Here is a 16,944-nt window from a genome sequence, read left to right on the forward strand (position 1 = left end):
GCCCCAGGGCCGAACCCAACCGGCCGATCCGGCCGGTCATCCGCAGCGTTAGTCGAGTGGCCCCCCGCGTTCGCGAGGGTGACGAGGCGGCCGGAACCTTCGCCTTACGCCTGTGGCTCCCCTGTAGGGGCGAATTCATTCGCCCGACGAACCGCCCAATTCGCTCCCACGGGTTAGCGCCAGGAGGCACCGTTGTGGGAGCGAATTCATTCGCGATCGACCTATCCGGTCGAGCTGAACCCTGTCACGCCCGCTAACAGAACAGCAGCGGCTCCGGTTCAGCCATCCGGGCAGTCGCGCTATTCTTCCGCGCTTGTCCACCCGATACCCTTCGCCGATGCCCTCACCCCCGCTCGCCATGCCCGATCACCTTCCGCCCGTTCTCGCCGGCCCCGTGCTGAGGCGGCTGGAGGCGCAGCGCGTGGTGCTGTGGCTGGTGGCCAGCCGCGAGCTGGCGCTGAGCCTGCACCTGGCCGTCGACGGCAACGCCCGCGATCACCGCCTCGATGGCGAGGCCTGCCAGGTGATACAGCTGGGACGGCACGCCTTCCTGCACCTGATCGACCTGCGCCTGGATACGCCCCTGCCCTGCGACCGGCAGATCGACTACGACCTGCGCTTCGAAGGCCAGGGCATCGCCCAGTGGGCGCCGCACCTGCTGTACGGCGAGGCGCAGCAGCCGGGCTTCGTGCTGCGCTCACGCATCGACCAGCTGCTCCACGGCTCCTGCCGCAAGCCCCATTACCCGGCGGCGGAGGGCCTGCTCTGCGCGGATCGCCTGCTGGCGGCGGGTCCGACGGCGGAACAGCGCCCGGCGCTGTTGTTGCTCAGCGGCGACCAGGTCTACGCCGACGACGTGGCCGGGCCGATGCTGCGCGCCATCCATCAGCTGATCACCCGCCTCGGGCTGTTCGACGAGCGCCTGGACGGTGCCGTGGTCGACGACAGCCAGGCCCTCTACCGACACCCGGCCAGCTACTACCGGCGCGCCGACCTGCTGCCGGCGCTGGAGAGCAACGAGACGCTGCGCGAGCGCTTCTTCGGTGGCTCGAAGAAACCCATCTTCACCAGCAGCAACGCAGACAACCACCTGGTGACCCTGGCCGAGGTGCTGGCCATGTACCTGCTGGTGTGGTCACCGGTGCCCTGGATGCTGCTGGAGGCGGAAATGCCGTCGCTGCCGGCGGACAAAGTCGAGCGCTACCAGTTGGAGCGCCAGCGCCTGGAAGCCTTCCGCGGAGGCCTGCCGGGCGCGGCGCGGGTATTGGCCCACCTGCCGACGCTGATGATCTTCGATGACCACGACATCACCGACGACTGGAACCTCTCCGCCCAGTGGGAGCAGACCGCCTACGGCCACCCCTTCTCCAAGCGCATCATCGGCAATGCCCTGCTCGCCTACCTGCTCTGCCAGGGCTGGGGCAACGACCCGGACGCCTTCGCCCAGGTGCTGCCGAAGATCCAGGCGCTCACCACCGGCGCGCAGGCGGACGGCCACCTCGACAGCCCGATGCTGGACGACCTGATCGACGAACTGCTGGCCTTCAACCACTGGCAATACACGCTGCCCACCACGCCGGCGCTGGTGGTGCTGGACACCCGCACCCGTCGCTGGCGCAGCGAAATGAACCTCAAGCGGCCCTCCGGCCTGCTGGACTGGGAAGCGCTGAGCGAGCTGCAGCAGGAGCTGCTCGACCACCCGTCGGCCATCATCGTCTCGCCCGCGCCGGTGTTCGGCGTGAAGCTGATCGAGACGGTGCAGAAGGTCTTCAGCTGGTTCGGCCACCCATTGCTGGTGGACGCGGAGAACTGGATGGCCCATCGCGGCGCGGCCCAGGTGATCCTCAACATCTTCCGCCACTCGCGCACGCCGGGCAGCTACGTGATCCTCTCGGGGGACGTGCACTACTCCTTCGTCTACGAGGTGCTGATCCGCCACCGCAAGCAGGGCCCGCGCATCTGGCAGATCACCAGCAGCGGCGTGAAGAACGAGTTCCCCCGGCGCCTGCTGGACGTCTTCGACCGCCTCAACCGCTGGCTCTACTCGCCCCGTTCGCCGCTCAACTGGTTCACCAAGCGCCGGCGCATGCAGGTGGTGCCGCGCACCCCGGCCCACAGCAAGGCGGGCGAACGCCTGTGGAATTCGGCCGGCCTCGGCCAGGTGTTCTTCGATGCACAGGGCCGCCCGGCGCGCATCTTCCAGCTCAACGCCGACGGCAGCGAGGCCACCGAATTCATCGACGAGCGCGACGGCCCGGGCCGCGCCTGATCGCCTGTAGCCCGGGCTTCAGCCCGGGGAAGTCCGCGGTTCAGGGAGGGCGGCCCTCAGGCAGGGCCCCGGGTCGACCTCCTCACTGCGTCCCGAACATCGCCGTCCAGTAGATGCCCGCATCGCTCTTGGGGTCCACCGCGTAGCCCGCGCCCAACTCGCGGTACTGCGGGTTCATCAGGTTGGCGCAATGGCCGGGGCTGGCCAGCCAGCCGTCGAGCACCTTGCGCGTGCTGTCCTGGCCGGCGGCGATGTTCTCGCCGATCAGCTGGCCGACATAGCCCGCCAGCTCGGCGCGGTCGCCGGGGGTGCGGCCGTCGCGGCCCTTGTGGTCGAAGTAGTTCTGGTTGGCCATGGAGCGTGCATGGCCCTCGGCGGCGGTGGCCAGGGTGGCGTTCCAGGCCAGCGGCGTGGTGGCGGCGAAGGCCTGGCCGCCGCACTGGCGGGGCTGGGCGCGTGCCGCGTTGATCTGCTCCAGCAGCGTCTGCCCTTCCTTCTCCCACTTGCCCAGGGCAGCGGCCAGCAGCGGCCGGGCGAGGACGATGCGCCAGTCGCGCTCCTCGCGGCTCACGCCGACGTCGACGAACTGCGGGTCGAGCAGCACGTGGCAGAAGCTCTCCTGCAGGGCCCCCATGGCGGACTTGGCGTCACGCGGGCCGGAGAGGCTGATGGCCTGCACGTTGACCATGGGGTAGGACGACTGCGCCAGCGCCTGTTGCAGGTCGCCGATGCTGCTGGCCGAAAGCACCAGGCGCGGGTCCGCCGCCAACGGCGGCAGCTCCAGGGACGCCTCGCCCGCGCAGCTCTGCACCTGGCTGCGGTACAGGTTGATCGATTCGACCAGTTGCGACTCCTCGCTGGCCGCAGCGTGGGTGGCCACGGCCACCCCGAACGCCAACGCCGCGAGCCGCGACACGCGATGCATGCCCCCCATGGAAACCTCCCTCACCTGATAGCGCTCGTGATGCGCGATTCCAATCCGTCCGGCGCAATGCGATATCACCCCTGGAGCGCCCCAGCCTGCTTGAACAGGCCGCCGGGACGCAAGGGCGTCAGGCCCGAATACCCCGGTTGGACAACCCCGGCGGGAAAATGTGCAGCACGATGCCATCGTTCGGTACCTACGGCCATACGCAAGCACGCCGGCCTGTCGCTATGATCGATGCATGACGCCATCCATCCCCCTGCGCAACCCCTGCCCGCCCGGCACCTGCATCTGCGAGCGCGACCAGTTGCTGGACGCGCCCGGCGCCGACCTACGCATCCTGCGCCTCACGCGCCAGGAAGAACTGCGCCTGCTCGACCGGCTGGAGAACATCACCAGCCTCGACGACCTCGGGCGGATGCAGCAGAAGATGTTCGAGCAGCTCGGCATCCGCCTGGCCATCGCCCCCGGCTTCAACGAGGTGCGCAGCGGGCGCGGCATCGAGATCGACATCGCCGAGCAGGCCGGCCTCTGCCGCAAGACCCGCCAGTCCATCCCCGCCGCCATCCGCCGCGGCCTGGAGAGGAACCCGGACGTCCTCTTCGCCCTGCTCAACGCCCACGACCTGCTAAGGGATGCGTGAGGCTCACGCCGGCACGAACGGCTCCACCGAAACCACCTGGTAGTCATAGCGCTCGCCGCGCTCGTTGCGGACCAGCGCCTCGCCGGGGACGATGCGGCGGCCGTAGAGGTCGATCAGGGTGCGGGTGTCGTCCAGGGCGCCCCAGTCCATCAGCGCCTCGGTCTCGGAGTATTCCTCCAGCACGAAGGGGTAGCGCACGTACATGCGGTCTTCGTCGTCGTAGTCCTTCACGTAGCCGAAGGCTTCGACGGTCGTCGCGATGCTCATGTCATCGGCCTGGAGGGCGACGATCACCAGGGTCTGTCTTTCGTCTTCCGCCCATTGGGCGACGATGCGTACGGGTTTCATGGGGACCTCGATGGGTAATGGCCAGGGCGGCCGGGGAAGTATGGATGGCGGCGGATGACGGGCAAGCCGTCAGCCGTGGCGGTTGCGGCTGGCCTGCACCACGCGCCCGGCGGGGATGCGCAGCTGGGCCAGCAGGTAGTCGGCGAATTCGCTGGAGTAGCCCTGCAGCGCGATCGCCCGCTCCATGCACAGCAGCCAGGCGGCGCTGCGGGCTTCGTCGATCGGCCATTGGGCGTGGAAGGCGGGGATGGCGATGGAGCCGTACTTCTCGCTGAACAGGCGCGGGCCGCCGAGCCAGCCGCTGAGGAAGCTGGCGAGCTTGTCCCGCGACAGTTCCAGGCTCTCCGGGTGCATGCCGCGCAGGTCGCGGGCTTCCGGCAGTTCATCCATCAGCCGGTAGAAGTCGTCGACCAGGCGACGCAGGCCGTCGATGCCGCCGGCGGCCTGGTAGGAGGCATCGCCGACGCCGAAGGGTGGGTTGCTCAAGGCTCGGGCTCCTCGAAAAAGGCGGCATTGTAGCGACCGCCCCCGCCACTGCCGAGGCCCGCCTCGCGCGCCCGATGGTCGCAGCCACGAGCGCCCCATTGAACCGCACCCCATCGCGCATTACCGTCCCCTCTTCCACGTCACGGGGACCCACCATGCACATCGGCGAACTCGCCCGGCGCACAGGCGCCAGCGCCAAGGCCATCCGCCTCTATGAAGAGCAGGGCCTGCTCGGCCCGGTGCCGCGCCAGGGCGTCTACCGCCTCTATGGCGAGCGTCACCTGCAGCAGGTGCTGCTGATCCGCCAGGCGCAGTCGGTGGGCTTCCGCCTGGCCGAACTGCATCCGCTGCTGGCCGGTGGCGCCGAGCCCGACTGGCCCGAGCTGTACCAGCGCCTGCTGGACAAACGTGCCGCCCTGCGCGCGGAGATCCGCCGCCTGCAACGCCTGGATGCGCAGCTGGGCCGCATAGGCGAGGAAATCCACGCCTGCATCGCCGGCCAGCCCCCGGCCGACGAGGCCCTTTGCGCCGCCGATCCCGCCGAGCGCAGCGTCCTGTTGCAACGGGCTTGACTCTGCCCCTTGGGGCAGACGCCAGACTGCCGCCTTTCCTTCTGCAGGCAGGTGGCCCATGGCAACGAAACGCGTCCTGGTGGTACTCGGACATCCCTCCGGCGACAGCTATTGCGCGGCACTGGCGCAGGCCTATGCACAGGCCGCGCAGGCGGCCGGGCATGACGTGCGCACGCTGCACCTGCACCAGCTGGACTTCGACCCCATCCTCCACGAGGGCTACCGGCGCATCCAGCCGCTGGAGCCGGACCTGCTGCAGGCCCAGGAGGCGATCACCTGGGCCGAGCACCTGTGCTTCGCCTACCCCATCTGGTGGGGCGGCGTGCCGGCGCTGTTCAAGGGCTTTCTCGACCGCATCCTGCTGCCGGGCTTCGCCTTCGCCTACCGCGACGGCAACCCCTTCCCCGCGCGGCTGCTCAAGGGGCGCTCGGCGCATCAGCTGGTCAGCCTCGACACCCCGCCCTGGTACTTCCGCTGGGTCTACCGGGCGCCGGGGCTGAACCAGATGGAGCGCACCACGCTGAAGTTCTGCGGCATCGCCCCGGTGCGCACCCTGGCGCTGGGGCCGATCAGGGGCGCCAGCGAGCGACGCCTGGCCGGCTGGCTGGACGATGCGCGCCAGCTGGCGGGGCGGATCTGAGCGGCAGGCGTACCCGGCACAAGCCCTGAGGGTCCCGGGCTGAAGCCCGGGCCAGGGCGCGGGGCGAGGAAAGCGTCTATACCCAAGTACCGCTCCCTCAACCCACGGAGGCAACATGAACTTCAACCTGACCAACAAACGCGCCCTGGTCTCGGGCTCCACCAAGGGCATCGGCTTCGCCATCGCCGCCGGGCTCGCCCGCGAAGGCGCGCGGGTCATCCTCAACGGCCGCAGCCAGGGCTCGGTGGACGAGGCCATCGCCCGCCTGCTCGCCCAGCAGCCCGACGCCCGGGTCGAAGGCTTCGCCGGCGACCTCACGCAGCCCGAGCAGGTCGCCCGGCTGGTGCAGCACCACCCGGAGGTGGACGTGCTGGTGAACAACCTGGGCATCTTCGATCCCAAGCCCTTCGACGAGATACCCGACGAGGACTGGCAGCGCTTCTTCGATACCAACGTCATGTCCGGCGTGCGCCTGACCCGCGCCTACCTGGCCGGCATGAAGACGCGCAACTGGGGTCGCGTGGTGTTCATCAGCAGCGAGAGCGGCGTGCAGATCCCGGTGGAGATGATCCACTACGGCGTCACCAAGACCGCACAGCTGGGCCTCTCCCGCGGGCTGGCCGAGACCTGCGCGGGCACCGGGGTCACGGTCAACGCCGTGCTGCCCGGCCCGACCCACTCCGAGGGCGTGGGCGAGTTCGTCGACAAGCTCTCCGGCGGCCAGAGCTTCGAGTCCTTCGAACAGGAGTTCTTCGCCAGTGCCCGCCCCAGCTCACTGCTCAAGCGCTTCGCCCGCCCGGAGGAAGTGGCCAACCTGGTGGTCTACGTCTGCTCCGAGGCGTCCTCGGCCACCAATGGCGCCGCCCTGCGTGTGGATGGAGGCGTGGTGCGTTCAGCGTTTTAAGCCTCGCGATATGGGTGCCGGGGGTGCGACCCCGCCGACCGGCGCCGCAACTGGCAGGCGAACCCGAGTGCCCGGTAGAATCGCCCACCTGTCACGAGCGGGCACCGGCCCGCTCCCCGTGCAACCTGCGAGAGAACCGCCATGGGCGCCCAGTGGAAAGCCAAACCCAAAGAAGCCGCCGCCAACGCCCGAGGAAAGATCTTCGGCAAGCTGGTGAAGGAAATCATGATCGCCGCGCGCAACGGCGCCGACCCGGACATGAACCCCAAGCTGCGCCTCGCCGTGCACCAGGCCAAGAAGGCCTCGATGCCCAAGGACACCCTGGAGCGCGCCATCAAGAAAGGCGCCGGCCTCACCGGTGAAGTGGTCAACTACGAGCGCACCCTCTACGAAGGCTTCGCCCCGCACCGCGTGCCGGTGATCGTCGAGTGCCTGACCGACAACCTCAACCGCACCGTCGCCGAGATCCGCGTGCTGTTCCGCAAGGGCCAGCTGGGCACTTCCGGCTCCGTGTCCTGGGACTTCGACCACCTGGGCATGATCGAGGCCGAGCCGAACGGCGCCGATGCCGACCCGGAACTGGCCGCCATCGAAGCCGGCGCCCAGGATTTCGAAGCCGGTGACGAAGGCAGCACCTTCTACACCGACCCCACCGACCTGGACGCCGTGTGCAAGGCGCTGCCGGAGTTCGGCTTCACCGTGGCCTCGGCCAACCTCGGCTACAAGGCGAAGAACCCGGTCGCCCTGTCCGGTGCCGAGCTGGAAGAAGTCGAAGCCTTCCTCGACGCCCTCGACAACCACGACGACGTGCAGAACATCTACGTCGGCCTGCAGGCCAACTGAGCCCATGGGCCGCGAACGCTTCCACCAGGACAACGCCGAACGCGCCCTCGCCGACGCGCTGCGCCTGCTGGAGCAGCGCGCGGTCCTCGGCCCGCGCTGGCTGGCCTGGGTCGCCACCGAGCTCTACCAGCTCAAGCCCCCGGAATACGCCGCCATGGTCCGCCGCGAGCTGGAACGCCTCAGCACCGCCCAGCGCCTGTTCGAGGAGCAGGCGCAGAGCGTGCACTGAGCGGCTGCTCGGCCCTTTCGCCCTTCCCTTTAGTGGATCCCCGCGTTCGCGAGGATGACGGGGTGCGGGGAAGCCCGAACCATTCCGTCACCCCCGCGCACGCGGGGGGCCACTGAACAACCACGCGCCCATGAAAAAAGGGGCCGAAGCCCCTTTTCCCAGCGAACCGCGCGTTACTTCGCAGTGCCGATATCGCCGTTTTCCCAACGCGATTCGCTGTTGGCCAGCGCCCCGGCGATGGTGGACAGGTTGGCGTCCGGCAGCGCGTCCGGCAGCGGGTCGACACCGGCGCTGATGAACAGCTGGCTGTAGGCGTTGCGCAGGTCGGCATAGGACAGGTCGCGCTTGAGCTGCGCCTGCAGGGTGTTCAGCTCGCCCTGGATCAACTCCAGCTCACCGATGCTCTGGGTGCTGTAGCGATTGCGCAGTTGCTCGGCGATCTGCCCGTCCAGGTCGGCCAGTTGCTGGCTGGTCTGGAACTGGCGCTGGGCCTCGTGGAAGTTGGCGTTGGCCACGTACAGCTGGGCCAGCACCGCCATGGACATCGCCTGGCGACGGGCTGCCGCCACGTTCTCGCCGGCCTTGGCGACGTCGATGGCCGCTGGCGCCGAAAGCACGTTGAACAGGTTCCAGGTCACCTTAACGCCGTAGTCGGCCCAGCTCTGGTTCACCAGGAAGCTGTTGCTGTCGTAGTGGCCGCCAGCGGAGAACTCAAGGCCGGGCAGCAGGCGCAGCATGGCCTTGCGGGTTTCGGCGGCGCTGATGCGTGCCTGGTAGTCCTGCTCGCGCAGCTCGGGGCGGCTGGCCAGGGCCTGCTGCTCCAGCTGGGTGAAGTCGACCTTGAGCTCGGGCACGTTGTAGGTGTCGGTGGAGGCGAGCTGGTAGTCGGTGTTCAACGGCAGGTTGATCAGCGCGGCCAGCTCGGTCTTGGCCAGGGTCAGGGCGCGGCGCTGCTCTTCCAGCTGGCGGGTGGCCTCGATCAGCGCGCGCTGGTAGCTGAGCACCTGCACGGTGTCGCCGATGCGCTGGCGGCTCATGTCGCGGCTGTCGGTACGGGCCTTGTCGACGCGGCTCATCAGGCTGTCGATCTGCTTGAGCAGGCGTTCGGCGGCCACGGCGCGCCAGTAGGCGGAGCGCACGTCCTGGGTGATGGTGTGGATGACCTTGCGGCGGCGCTCTTCGACGATCAGGCGCTGGTCGGCCTGCTGCTTGGCGCTCATGTAGCTGACGCCGAAGTCGAGCACGTTCCACACCATGGTCAGGTCAGCCACGCCACGGTCGCGGTCCTGGGAGGTCGAGGGTTCCAGCGACTGGGTGCCGGTCTCGATGCTCTGGCTGCTGGAGGCGCTGACGTTGTTGCGCCCCGCATAGCCGGCGGACAGCGCCATGCGCGGCAGCATGTCGAAGCTGGCCAGGTCGATCTGGCGCTCGGCCATGGCCTGCTCCATCACCTTCAGGCGCGCCTCGAGGTTGTACTTCACGGCGCGGGCCATGGCCTGGTGCAGGGTCAGCGGGCCGGACAAGGGCTCCTGGCCCTTGAACATGGCCTGCAGGTCGGTGCGGGCGCGCTCCTCGCTCACGCTCTTGTCGATGGGCTGCGTCGTCACGGCGCAGCCGCTGATTGCCAATGCCAGCAGGCTGGCGGCGAATACCTTGTACTTGTTGTGGTTGGTCATCCTTGTGCCGCCCCCTGGTACGGCTGGTAATTGGATTTCCCTGACTCGGTTCAACCCTGGGCGGCCGCCCCCGCGACCTGGCCCAGGGCCTGTGCCAGCTGGCGCACCTGGCGCTGCTCGGCTTCCTTCATCTCATGCAGCTGCTGGCCGAGGGTGGGCGCGCCGAAGCTGCGTCCGCCCTGCCCGTTGCCGCGTTGCTTGTCGAAGATCTTCTCGTTGCTTTCCTGCGGCTTGTCCTTGCTGAACAGGCCGGAGAAGGTGCTGGCGCCGAACACGCCGCCATCCCCGCCACCGAAGCCGAGGAAGCCCGCGCCACCGCCATCGCCACCGCTGTCGCTGCTGGCGAACACCTGGGCGATGAAGCTGGGCGCCAGGGCGCCGTTGTTGATGAAGATGTTGCCCACGGTGGGAATGCCGCTGCCGAGGGTCGGTTGCTCGAAGAGCGGCGGCGGCAGCAGCGGCGAGGTGGTGGTCGAGGGCGGCGGCGCGCTGGGCACGGTGGGCTGCAGCGGCGCCGGGGTGTCGATCGGCGTGGTCACCGGCGGGTTGGCGCGGAACTCCGGATCGCCGTTGTCCAGCGAGCCGATCTGGTAGCCGATGGTGGAGTAGGAGTCGACCATCGCGCTGCCCGGGACGTCGGTGATGCCGGCACCTGCGGCCGACAGCGACAGGCCGAGGCTGCCCTGGCCGGTGACGCCGCTGACGGTGATGCGGTAGGTGTTGGGGCTCAGCTGCACCAGCGATTGCAGGGTGCCGCTGGCGCTCCCGCCGGTGAGCAGGGCGAAGTCGCTCAGGTCCACCCCGGTGACGTCTTCGCTGAAGGTGACGGTGAAGCTCACCGAGCTGTTGGTGGTGGGCGAGGTGCCGTCCAGGGCGATGTTGGTGACCCGTGGCGGTACCGCATCCACCAGCACGGCGCTGGTGTCGCCGACGCTGTTGAGGGTGGTGGTCACGTCGTTGCCGGCGGCATCGCGCAGGGTGCCGCCGTGGGGGTCGATCGCGCCGCCGACGCTGATCCCGTTGGCGTCCGCCTGGCCGCTGGCGACCGTCAGGCGGAACACCAGGGCGGTGCCGCCCGAGCCGCTGACGTAATCGGCGTAGACGGTGCCGCCGGTGTCCAGGGTGATGGCCAGGCGCGGCGTGCCGCCGGTGGTGTCCACGGTCACGGCTTCGTCGAAGTTCACCGTGAAGTCGAGGGTGTTGCCGGCCACATAGGTGCCGTTGGCCGGCACGCCGACGGAGGTGACGGCCGGGGCGCGGCTGTCGATGGCGTAGTTGTTGGAGTCGGTGGTGCCGGTGCCGGTGTTGCCCGCGGCATCGGTGTAGCCGGTGTTGTCCAGGGTGATCAGGTTGGTCGGGTCGGTGACGTTGGCGCTCGGCGTCAGGGTCGCGGTCCAGGTGATGCCGCCGTCGGCGGAGCTGAGCCCGCTCAGGCTGCCGTTGGCCACGCTGAAGTCCGCCGTGGTCAGCCCGCTCACCGCCTCGCTGAAGGTGATGGTGACGGTGGTGCCCTGCCCGGCCTTCAGCGCGGTGTCGGTGACCACGATGGTGGCGGTCGGGCGCTGGGTGTCGATGGCGTAGTTGTTGGAGTCGGTGGTGCCGGTGCCGGCGTTGCCGGCAATGTCGGTGTAGCCGGTGTTGTCCAGGGTGATCAGGTTGGTCGGGTCGTTGGCGTTGGCACCGGGCGTCAGGGTCGCCGTCCAGGTGATGCCACCGTCGTTGGAGCTGAGGCCGCTCAGGGCGCCGTTGGCCACGCTGAAGTCCGCCGTGGTCAGCCCGCTCACCGCCTCGTTGAAGGTGATGGTGACCGTGGTGGTCTGCCCGGCCTTCAGCACCGTGTCGGTGACCACGACGGTGGCCGTCGGGCGCTGGGTGTCGATGGCGTAGTTGCCCGAGTCGGTGGTGCCGCTGCCGACGTTGCCCGCCAGGTCCATCACCCCGGCGTTGTTCAGGGTGATGATGTTGGTGGCGTCGCTGACGTTGGCGCTCGGGGTGAAGGTGGCGGTCCAGGTCAGGCCGCCATCGCTGCTGCTCAGGCCCGAGAGCGAGCCGCCGGACACCGTGAAGTCCGCCGTGTCCAGCCCGACCACCCGCTCTGCGAAGGTGATGGTGACGGTGGCGGTCTCGCCGATGCGCAGGGCCGTGTCGCTGAGGTTGATGCTGGTGGCCGCCGGGCGCACGCCGTCCACCACCAGGGCCTTGTTGGCGCCCAGGGAGCCGGCGGCGCCAGGGGCTGCCAGGGTGAGGATGGCGTTCTGGTTGGCGCCGTCCTTGATGGTGCCGCCATTCAGGCTCAGGGCCGAGGTGGAGGTGTAGTCCAGGTCGGCGGAGCTGTCGCCGGCCTGCACGGTGTAGCTGAAGCTCAGGGTGTCGGTGCCCGAGCCGGACACATAGCTGAGCACCCGGTCGGTGGCGCCGGTCTCCAGGGTCAGGGTCGGGGTGCCGGTCACGTTCACCGCGCCGTCGAACTGCACGGTGACGGTGATGACATCGCCGATCTTGTAGGTGCCGTTGGCGGTGCTGGACGAGACGCTGGTGACGGTCGGGGCGATGGGCGCGGTCAGGGTCAGGTCGTTGCCGCTGCCGCCGATGTAGCTGGTGGTCAGCTCGGTGCCGTTGCCGGCGGCGTTGAACTTGCCACCCTCGGTGACGCCGCTGAAGGTGCCGGTCACGGCATCGGCGGCGTCGTTGACGATCACCGTGTAGCTGTCGCCACTGCCGGCCGCATAGCCATGGGTGACCGCCAGGGCGGCGCCGGAGACGTCGACGGTGCCGTTGACCACCACCCGGTCGTAGCCGGTGCCGGCGGTGGTGCCGTTGATGTCCAGGGCCAGGGTGCTGCCCGAGGCCAGGGTCAGGTTGCCGTTGACGGTCAGGGTGGCGACGCCCGCGCCGCCCGGGGACAGGGTGCCGCCGCTCTGCACGATGACATCGCCGCCCAGGGTGCCGCTGCCGGCCAGGGTCGCGCCACTGGCCACGGTGGTGGCGCTGTTGGTGCTGCCGTCGACCACCAGGGTGCCGGCGGAAACGGTGGTGGTGCCGGTCTGGGTGTTGCTGCCGGACAGGGTCAGGTTGCTGGCGCCGGTCTTGGTCAGGCTGCCGGCGCCGCTGATGGTGCCGGACAGGGTAGCGGCGGCGCCGGCATTGACGGTCACCAGGCCGGTCAGCGCCAGGGCGTTGTCGATGGTGGTGGTGCCGGTGATCTGCAGCGTGGTGCCGTTGGCCAGGTTGAGCGCACCGGCGCCCAGGTTGGCGTCGCTGGCGATGCTCAGGGTGCCGGCGTTGACGCTGGTGCTGCCGGTGAAGGTGTTGCTGCCGGTCAGGGTCAGGGTGCTGGCGCCGGACTTGCTCAGGCTGTTGCTGCCGCTGATCACCCCGGAGAGGGTGGTGTCGGCACCGGTGTTGACCGTGGCATTGCCGCCCAGGGCGATGGCGTTGTCGATGGTGGTGGCGCCGGTCACCGCCAGGGTCGAGCCGGAGGCCAGGGTAACGGTGCCGTTGCCCAGGTTGCTGTCGCTTGCGACGCTGAGGGTGCCGGCGCTCACGGTGGTGGCACCGTAGGTGTTGCTGCCGGACAGGGTCAGGGTGTTGACTCCCGACTTGGTCAGGGTGAAGGCACCGCTGATCACCCCGGACAGGGTGGCGTTGGCTGCTGCGCTGACCGCGGCATCGCCGCCGAGCACGATGGCGTTGTCGACGGTGGTGGCGCCGGTGAGCGCCAGAGTGGTGCCGGCGGCCAGGTTCACCGCCCCCGAGCCCAGGTTGGCGTCGCTGCTCACGCTCAGGGTGCCGGCATTCACATAGGTCGCGCCGTAGCTGTTGCTGCCGGACAGGGTCAGGGTGCCGCTGCCGGTTTTCGTCAGGTCGAAGGCACCGCTGATGACGCCGCTGAGGGCGACGGCGTTGCTGTTGCCGATGCTGCTGTTGCCGGTCAGGACGATGGCGTTGTCGATGGTGGTGGCGCCCGAGACGTCGAGCACGGTTCCACCCGCCAGGTTGATCGTGCCGCCGCCCAGGTTGCCGTCACCGGAGATCGACAGGGTGCCGCCGGAGACGGTGGTGGTGCCGCTGTAGGTGTTGCTGCCGCCCAGGCCCATGATGCCGCTGCCCTGCTTGACCAGCGAACCGGTCCCGGAAACCACCCCGATCACCGAGGTGGTGGTGTTGTCACCCCCGGCGGTGAGGGTGTAGCTGCCCAGCTGGATCCGGGCGGCGGCGCCACTGCTAGCCAGGCTGCCGATGGTCTGGTCCGAGAGCAGCGTCAGGGTGCTGTTGCCGTTGACCCGCACGGCGCTGTTGTTGGCCATGGAGGCGTCGCCGTCGAGCTTCAGCCAGCCGTAGTTGGCCAGGATGGTGGCGCCGGTGTAGGTGTTGGTGCCGGACAGGGTCGTCGAATAGGTGGAGGCCCCGATCTGGTTGAAGGTCAACCCGCCGCTACCGCTGATGGAGCCGGAGAAGGTGGTGTCTGCCGTCTGGGTGCTGGTCAGGCTGAAGCTGCCCAGGGTCACCGAGCCGGCACCGGAGAGGTTGCCGATCGCTTCGCTGCTGGCAAGGGCCAGGGTGGCCCCGGCGGAAACGGAAACCGTGGTTGCGCTGGCGAGCGCATCCCCGCCACTGACCGTCAGGGTGCCCGCGCTGATGGTGGTGGCACCGGAGTAAGTGTTGCCGGCGCCGGCGAGGGTCAGGTTGCCAGCCCCGGCCTTGGTCAGCGCGCCGCTGCCGACCACCAGGCTGTTGATGGCCGCCGTGTCGCCGGCGCCATGGGTGAAGGTCTGCGTGGTGCCACCGCCCAGGGTGATGGTGCCGCCGGTGAGGATCAGGCCGCTGGCCTGGTCCATGTCGAAGGTCAGGCTCTCGTTGATCGACACGGTGTTGAGGTTCAGCGTCTGGCCGGCCAGGTTGCTGGCGAAGACGATGGTCTGGGTGCCGGTGCTGTCGGCCGCGGCGATGGCCACGGCCTCGCTGAAGCTCACACCGTTGCTGAGGTTGATGGTCGCGGTGTCGTTGCTGTTGGTGACGTAGATGAAATCGCTGGCCACCGTGACGTTGGCCGTGGCGCTGGCGCCGGCACCGTCATTGAGGGTGACCGCGACATTGGCATCGCCGGCCGGCGTGTCGTTGCGGTAGGTGATGCGCTGCGCCACGTCGTTGACCAGCGCCGTGGTGGCCGTGGTGGCGCTGCTGGTGAAGGTGATGGTCAGCACGCCGCCGGTGTTGGTGAAGGTGGCGAAGGTCTGCCCACCCGACTGCAGGTTGCTGCCGCTGACGGTGAAGAGCGCACCGACGGTGTCGAAACCCAGCACGTCGCTGCTCACCGCCGTGCCGTTGCGCTGGATCACCAGGCTGGCCCCGGACCAGTTGCCGTTGCCGCTGTTCAGCGCGCCCAGCTCGGCATCGGCCAGGCTGGCGTTGCTGCCCACATCGAGGCGCACGGTATTGCCCGCGCCGCCCCAGGCGACGCTGTCGCCGTTGAGGTTGCCGATGGTCGGCGCGGCGTTGGGGTTGTAGTTGGTATCGGTGGTGCCGCCGCTGGTGGTGTAGATGGTCGAGGTGGCGGCGCCGTTGGCGCCATCGACGTTGGCGCCGCCGGCCGCCTTGCCGCCCAGGCCGCCCGCGCCGGCGTTGCCGGTGGCGAGGGTACCGGCGCTGGTGGCGTCCATCCGCACCGTGCCGCCGGCGTTCCAGATGGCGCCGACCCCGGCCCCGCCTGCGCCGCCATTGCCCGATCGACCGTAACCGACCTGGTCGGAGGAGACACCGCCGCCGCCGCCGCCACCCGCCCCCAGGTTGTTGGTCACGCTGGAGCTGACGATGGTCAGGAAGCCGGTACTGCTGTTGTAGATGCCGCCCACGGCGGCAGCGCCCTTGCCGCCCAGCGCGGAGGAGCCGCTGCCGCCGCCGCCGCCACCGATGCTGATGCTGCCGTTGCTGGCCCCACCTCCCGCCCCCCCGGCGGTGTAGCCACTAGTGTTCGAGCCGTTATTGAAGTAGCTGCCAGGAGCACCGGCCGTCGAGCTGCCGCCGCGACCGCCCATGTAGGCGGAGCCCCCGGCGCCGCTGCCCCCGCTGATACCGGAGGGCGCCGTGACAGGGAAGGCGGCACCCGTGCTACCTCCCCCATTGCCACCGCTGCCGGTCCCGAAGCCCCCACCCCCGCCGCCCCCGCCGGCGTAGTTGCCACCGAAGTCGCCACCGCCGCCGCCGCCGCCGGATGCCTTGTTGGAGGTGATGGTGCTGTTGGTGATGGTAAGTACACCCGCGTTGCGGATGCCTGCGCCCAGGCTGTCCGCTGCAGCGGCGCCCTCGTTGCCGCCATTGCCGGCGATCAGGCCATTGCGGATGGTGATGTTGTCCAGCGCGACCTGGGAGTTGGCGCCGCTGGTGACCACGTCCAGCACCCGGGCCTTGTGGTTCCCGTCCAGCGCGAAACCGCCACCGACGATCTGCAACGTGTGGCCGTCGGTGACGTTGATGGTGATGGCGTCGGCGCTGCTGGCGAAGGTGATGTTGCCGGTGAGGGTGATGACGTCGTCGACGCCGTCGTTGATACCCGTGGCAATGGCGTTTTTCAGGGCGGTGATGTTGTTCACCGCCGTGGTCACCAGCAGGTGGTCGTACCCGCCCAGGCGCGACAGGTTCAGGGCATTGCTGGCCGCGATCTGGCCGGTGGCGATCTCCAGGTCCCAGTCACCGCCCTTGGCGCTGCCGCCGGTGTTGTCGTCGGAGGCGGCGATGTCCGCCCCGGTCATGTCGGCCAGTTTCGAGACGAAGGCGTGGCCTTCGCTGCCTGCCCCCACTTCGCAGCCGTAGAGGAGGATGTCGCCCTCGGCGGTCAGCGCCTTGCCGATGGCCGAAAGCTGGGTGGCGTATTGCCCGAGGTTGCCTTCGAACAGCGGGCCGTTGCCCAGCAGCAGCACCCCGGAATCGCCGTGGGAAATGATGTGGATGGCGTCGATGCCGGTGCGGCCGGCCAGGGCGTCGGCGATCTGCTGCACGCCGTCCTTGTTGGTGGACAGCAGCACCACCTCGGCGTTGGGCGAGACGGCCTTGAGCAGCTCCTGGTAGTTCGGTGCACGGGTGTCGACGAAGACGATTTCCTTGCGCACGCCGTTCTGCCCGTCGGTCACCGGGCTGGCCTGCAGGTCCTGGGTGCCGTGGCTGTTGTCGGCGGTGCCGGCATGGCTGCTGTCGCTGGCGCCGGTGTCATGGGCCGCGTCGGCCGCCGTGGGGGCGGAGGTCGCCGCCGAGGCAGCGGTATCGGCAACCGTCGCGGCCACCGCGCCGTCGAACATCATGCGCGGCTCCAGCGCACTGATCAGCGGCAGCGGGCACGCCAGGGGCGCAGCCTCCGCACCTTTGGCCTTGCCGTTGCGACCTGCCTTCTTCGAATGACCCCAGCCCATGACCTC

At 69.2% G+C, this 16,944-nt stretch carries 12 protein-coding genes; 7 read left to right on the plus strand and 5 right to left on the minus strand.

Going from position 1 to position 16,944, the window contains the following annotated elements; translation table 11 throughout:
• The first annotated feature begins 358 nt into the window (after positions 1 to 358).
• The gene (locus tag HSX14_RS21785) at positions 359 to 2,269 is read left to right on the plus strand and encodes an alkaline phosphatase D family protein (RefSeq protein ID WP_228723480.1); all 1,911 of its coding nucleotides are present in this window, start codon (positions 359 to 361) and stop codon (positions 2,267 to 2,269) included.
• Between the two features lie 82 nt (positions 2,270 to 2,351).
• Here HSX14_RS21785 and HSX14_RS21790 read toward each other — a convergent pair whose 3' ends face one another.
• The gene (locus HSX14_RS21790; RefSeq protein ID WP_173172174.1) at positions 2,352 to 3,203 is read right to left on the minus strand and encodes a CAP domain-containing protein; all 852 of its coding nucleotides are present in this window, start codon (positions 3,201 to 3,203) and stop codon (positions 2,352 to 2,354) included.
• A 232-nt stretch (positions 3,204 to 3,435) separates the two neighbouring features.
• On the opposite strand from HSX14_RS21790, the gene HSX14_RS21795 reads away from it, so the two are divergent.
• Complete coding sequence (locus HSX14_RS21795) at positions 3,436 to 3,837, plus strand: hypothetical protein (RefSeq protein ID WP_173172172.1); 402 nt, start codon at positions 3,436 to 3,438, stop codon at positions 3,835 to 3,837.
• Between the two features lie 3 nt (positions 3,838 to 3,840).
• Here the strand turns inward: HSX14_RS21795 and HSX14_RS21800 are convergent, their stop codons facing one another.
• Both HSX14_RS21800 and HSX14_RS21805 read right to left on the minus strand, forming a co-directional pair.
• Complete coding sequence (locus HSX14_RS21800; protein ID WP_173172170.1) at positions 3,841 to 4,185, minus strand: hypothetical protein; 345 nt, start codon at positions 4,183 to 4,185, stop codon at positions 3,841 to 3,843.
• A gap of 69 nt (positions 4,186 to 4,254) precedes the next feature.
• Entirely contained in the window at positions 4,255 to 4,671 is a 417-nt protein-coding gene (locus tag HSX14_RS21805) for a group II truncated hemoglobin (RefSeq protein ID WP_228723481.1), read from the minus strand.
• A 155-nt stretch (positions 4,672 to 4,826) separates the two neighbouring features.
• On the opposite strand from HSX14_RS21805, the gene HSX14_RS21810 reads away from it, so the two are divergent.
• From HSX14_RS21810 to HSX14_RS21830, 5 genes are all read left to right on the plus strand, one after another.
• A complete protein-coding gene (locus tag HSX14_RS21810; RefSeq protein WP_173172166.1) occupies positions 4,827 to 5,243 on the plus strand; it encodes a MerR family transcriptional regulator in 417 nt (138 codons plus the stop codon).
• A gap of 58 nt (positions 5,244 to 5,301) precedes the next feature.
• Positions 5,302 to 5,883 (plus strand): NAD(P)H-dependent oxidoreductase, encoded by a 582-nt coding sequence (locus HSX14_RS21815; protein WP_173172164.1) that lies wholly within the window; start codon positions 5,302 to 5,304, stop codon positions 5,881 to 5,883.
• Between the two features lie 115 nt (positions 5,884 to 5,998).
• Positions 5,999 to 6,787: an SDR family NAD(P)-dependent oxidoreductase gene (locus HSX14_RS21820; protein WP_173172162.1), complete on the plus strand. Its 789-nt coding sequence runs from the start codon at positions 5,999 to 6,001 to the stop codon at positions 6,785 to 6,787.
• Positions 6,788 to 6,928: 141 nt separating this feature from the next.
• The gene (locus HSX14_RS21825; RefSeq protein WP_173172160.1) at positions 6,929 to 7,630 is read left to right on the plus strand and encodes a YebC/PmpR family DNA-binding transcriptional regulator; all 702 of its coding nucleotides are present in this window, start codon (positions 6,929 to 6,931) and stop codon (positions 7,628 to 7,630) included.
• Positions 7,631 to 7,634: 4 nt separating this feature from the next.
• On the plus strand, positions 7,635 to 7,859 hold the full coding sequence (locus HSX14_RS21830) for a hypothetical protein (RefSeq protein WP_173172158.1): 225 nt from the start codon (positions 7,635 to 7,637) through the stop codon (positions 7,857 to 7,859).
• A gap of 173 nt (positions 7,860 to 8,032) precedes the next feature.
• Here HSX14_RS21830 and HSX14_RS21835 read toward each other — a convergent pair whose 3' ends face one another.
• Positions 8,033 to 9,535: a TolC family protein gene (locus tag HSX14_RS21835; protein WP_173172156.1), complete on the minus strand. Its 1,503-nt coding sequence runs from the start codon at positions 9,533 to 9,535 to the stop codon at positions 8,033 to 8,035.
• A 50-nt stretch (positions 9,536 to 9,585) separates the two neighbouring features.
• Entirely contained in the window at positions 9,586 to 16,938 is a 7,353-nt protein-coding gene (locus HSX14_RS31800; protein WP_274384257.1) for an Ig-like domain-containing protein, read from the minus strand.
• Between the last annotated feature and the right edge of the window lie 6 nt (positions 16,939 to 16,944).

The sequence above is a fragment of the Pseudomonas tohonis genome, assembly GCF_012767755.2.
Lineage (GTDB): Bacteria > Pseudomonadota > Gammaproteobacteria > Pseudomonadales > Pseudomonadaceae > Metapseudomonas > Metapseudomonas tohonis.

Excerpts from the sequence above, each read along its gene's own strand:
- HSX14_RS21785 (WP_228723480.1), top strand. The coding sequence starts at position 359 with ATGCCCGATCACCTTCCGCCCGTTCTCGCCGGCCCCGTGCTGAGGCGG.
- HSX14_RS21790 (WP_173172174.1), bottom strand. The coding sequence starts at position 3,203 with ATGGGGGGCATGCATCGCGTGTCGCGGCTCGCGGCGTTGGCGTTCGGG.
- HSX14_RS21795 (WP_173172172.1), top strand. The coding sequence starts at position 3,436 with ATGACGCCATCCATCCCCCTGCGCAACCCCTGCCCGCCCGGCACCTGC.
- HSX14_RS21800 (WP_173172170.1), bottom strand. The coding sequence starts at position 4,185 with ATGAAACCCGTACGCATCGTCGCCCAATGGGCGGAAGACGAAAGACAG.
- HSX14_RS21810 (WP_173172166.1), top strand. The coding sequence starts at position 4,827 with ATGCACATCGGCGAACTCGCCCGGCGCACAGGCGCCAGCGCCAAGGCC.
- HSX14_RS21815 (WP_173172164.1), top strand. The coding sequence starts at position 5,302 with ATGGCAACGAAACGCGTCCTGGTGGTACTCGGACATCCCTCCGGCGAC.
- HSX14_RS21820 (WP_173172162.1), top strand. The coding sequence starts at position 5,999 with ATGAACTTCAACCTGACCAACAAACGCGCCCTGGTCTCGGGCTCCACC.
- HSX14_RS21825 (WP_173172160.1), top strand. The coding sequence starts at position 6,929 with ATGGGCGCCCAGTGGAAAGCCAAACCCAAAGAAGCCGCCGCCAACGCC.
- HSX14_RS21830 (WP_173172158.1), top strand. The coding sequence starts at position 7,635 with ATGGGCCGCGAACGCTTCCACCAGGACAACGCCGAACGCGCCCTCGCC.
- HSX14_RS21835 (WP_173172156.1), bottom strand. The coding sequence starts at position 9,535 with ATGACCAACCACAACAAGTACAAGGTATTCGCCGCCAGCCTGCTGGCA.
- HSX14_RS31800 (WP_274384257.1), bottom strand. The coding sequence starts at position 16,938 with ATGGGCTGGGGTCATTCGAAGAAGGCAGGTCGCAACGGCAAGGCCAAA.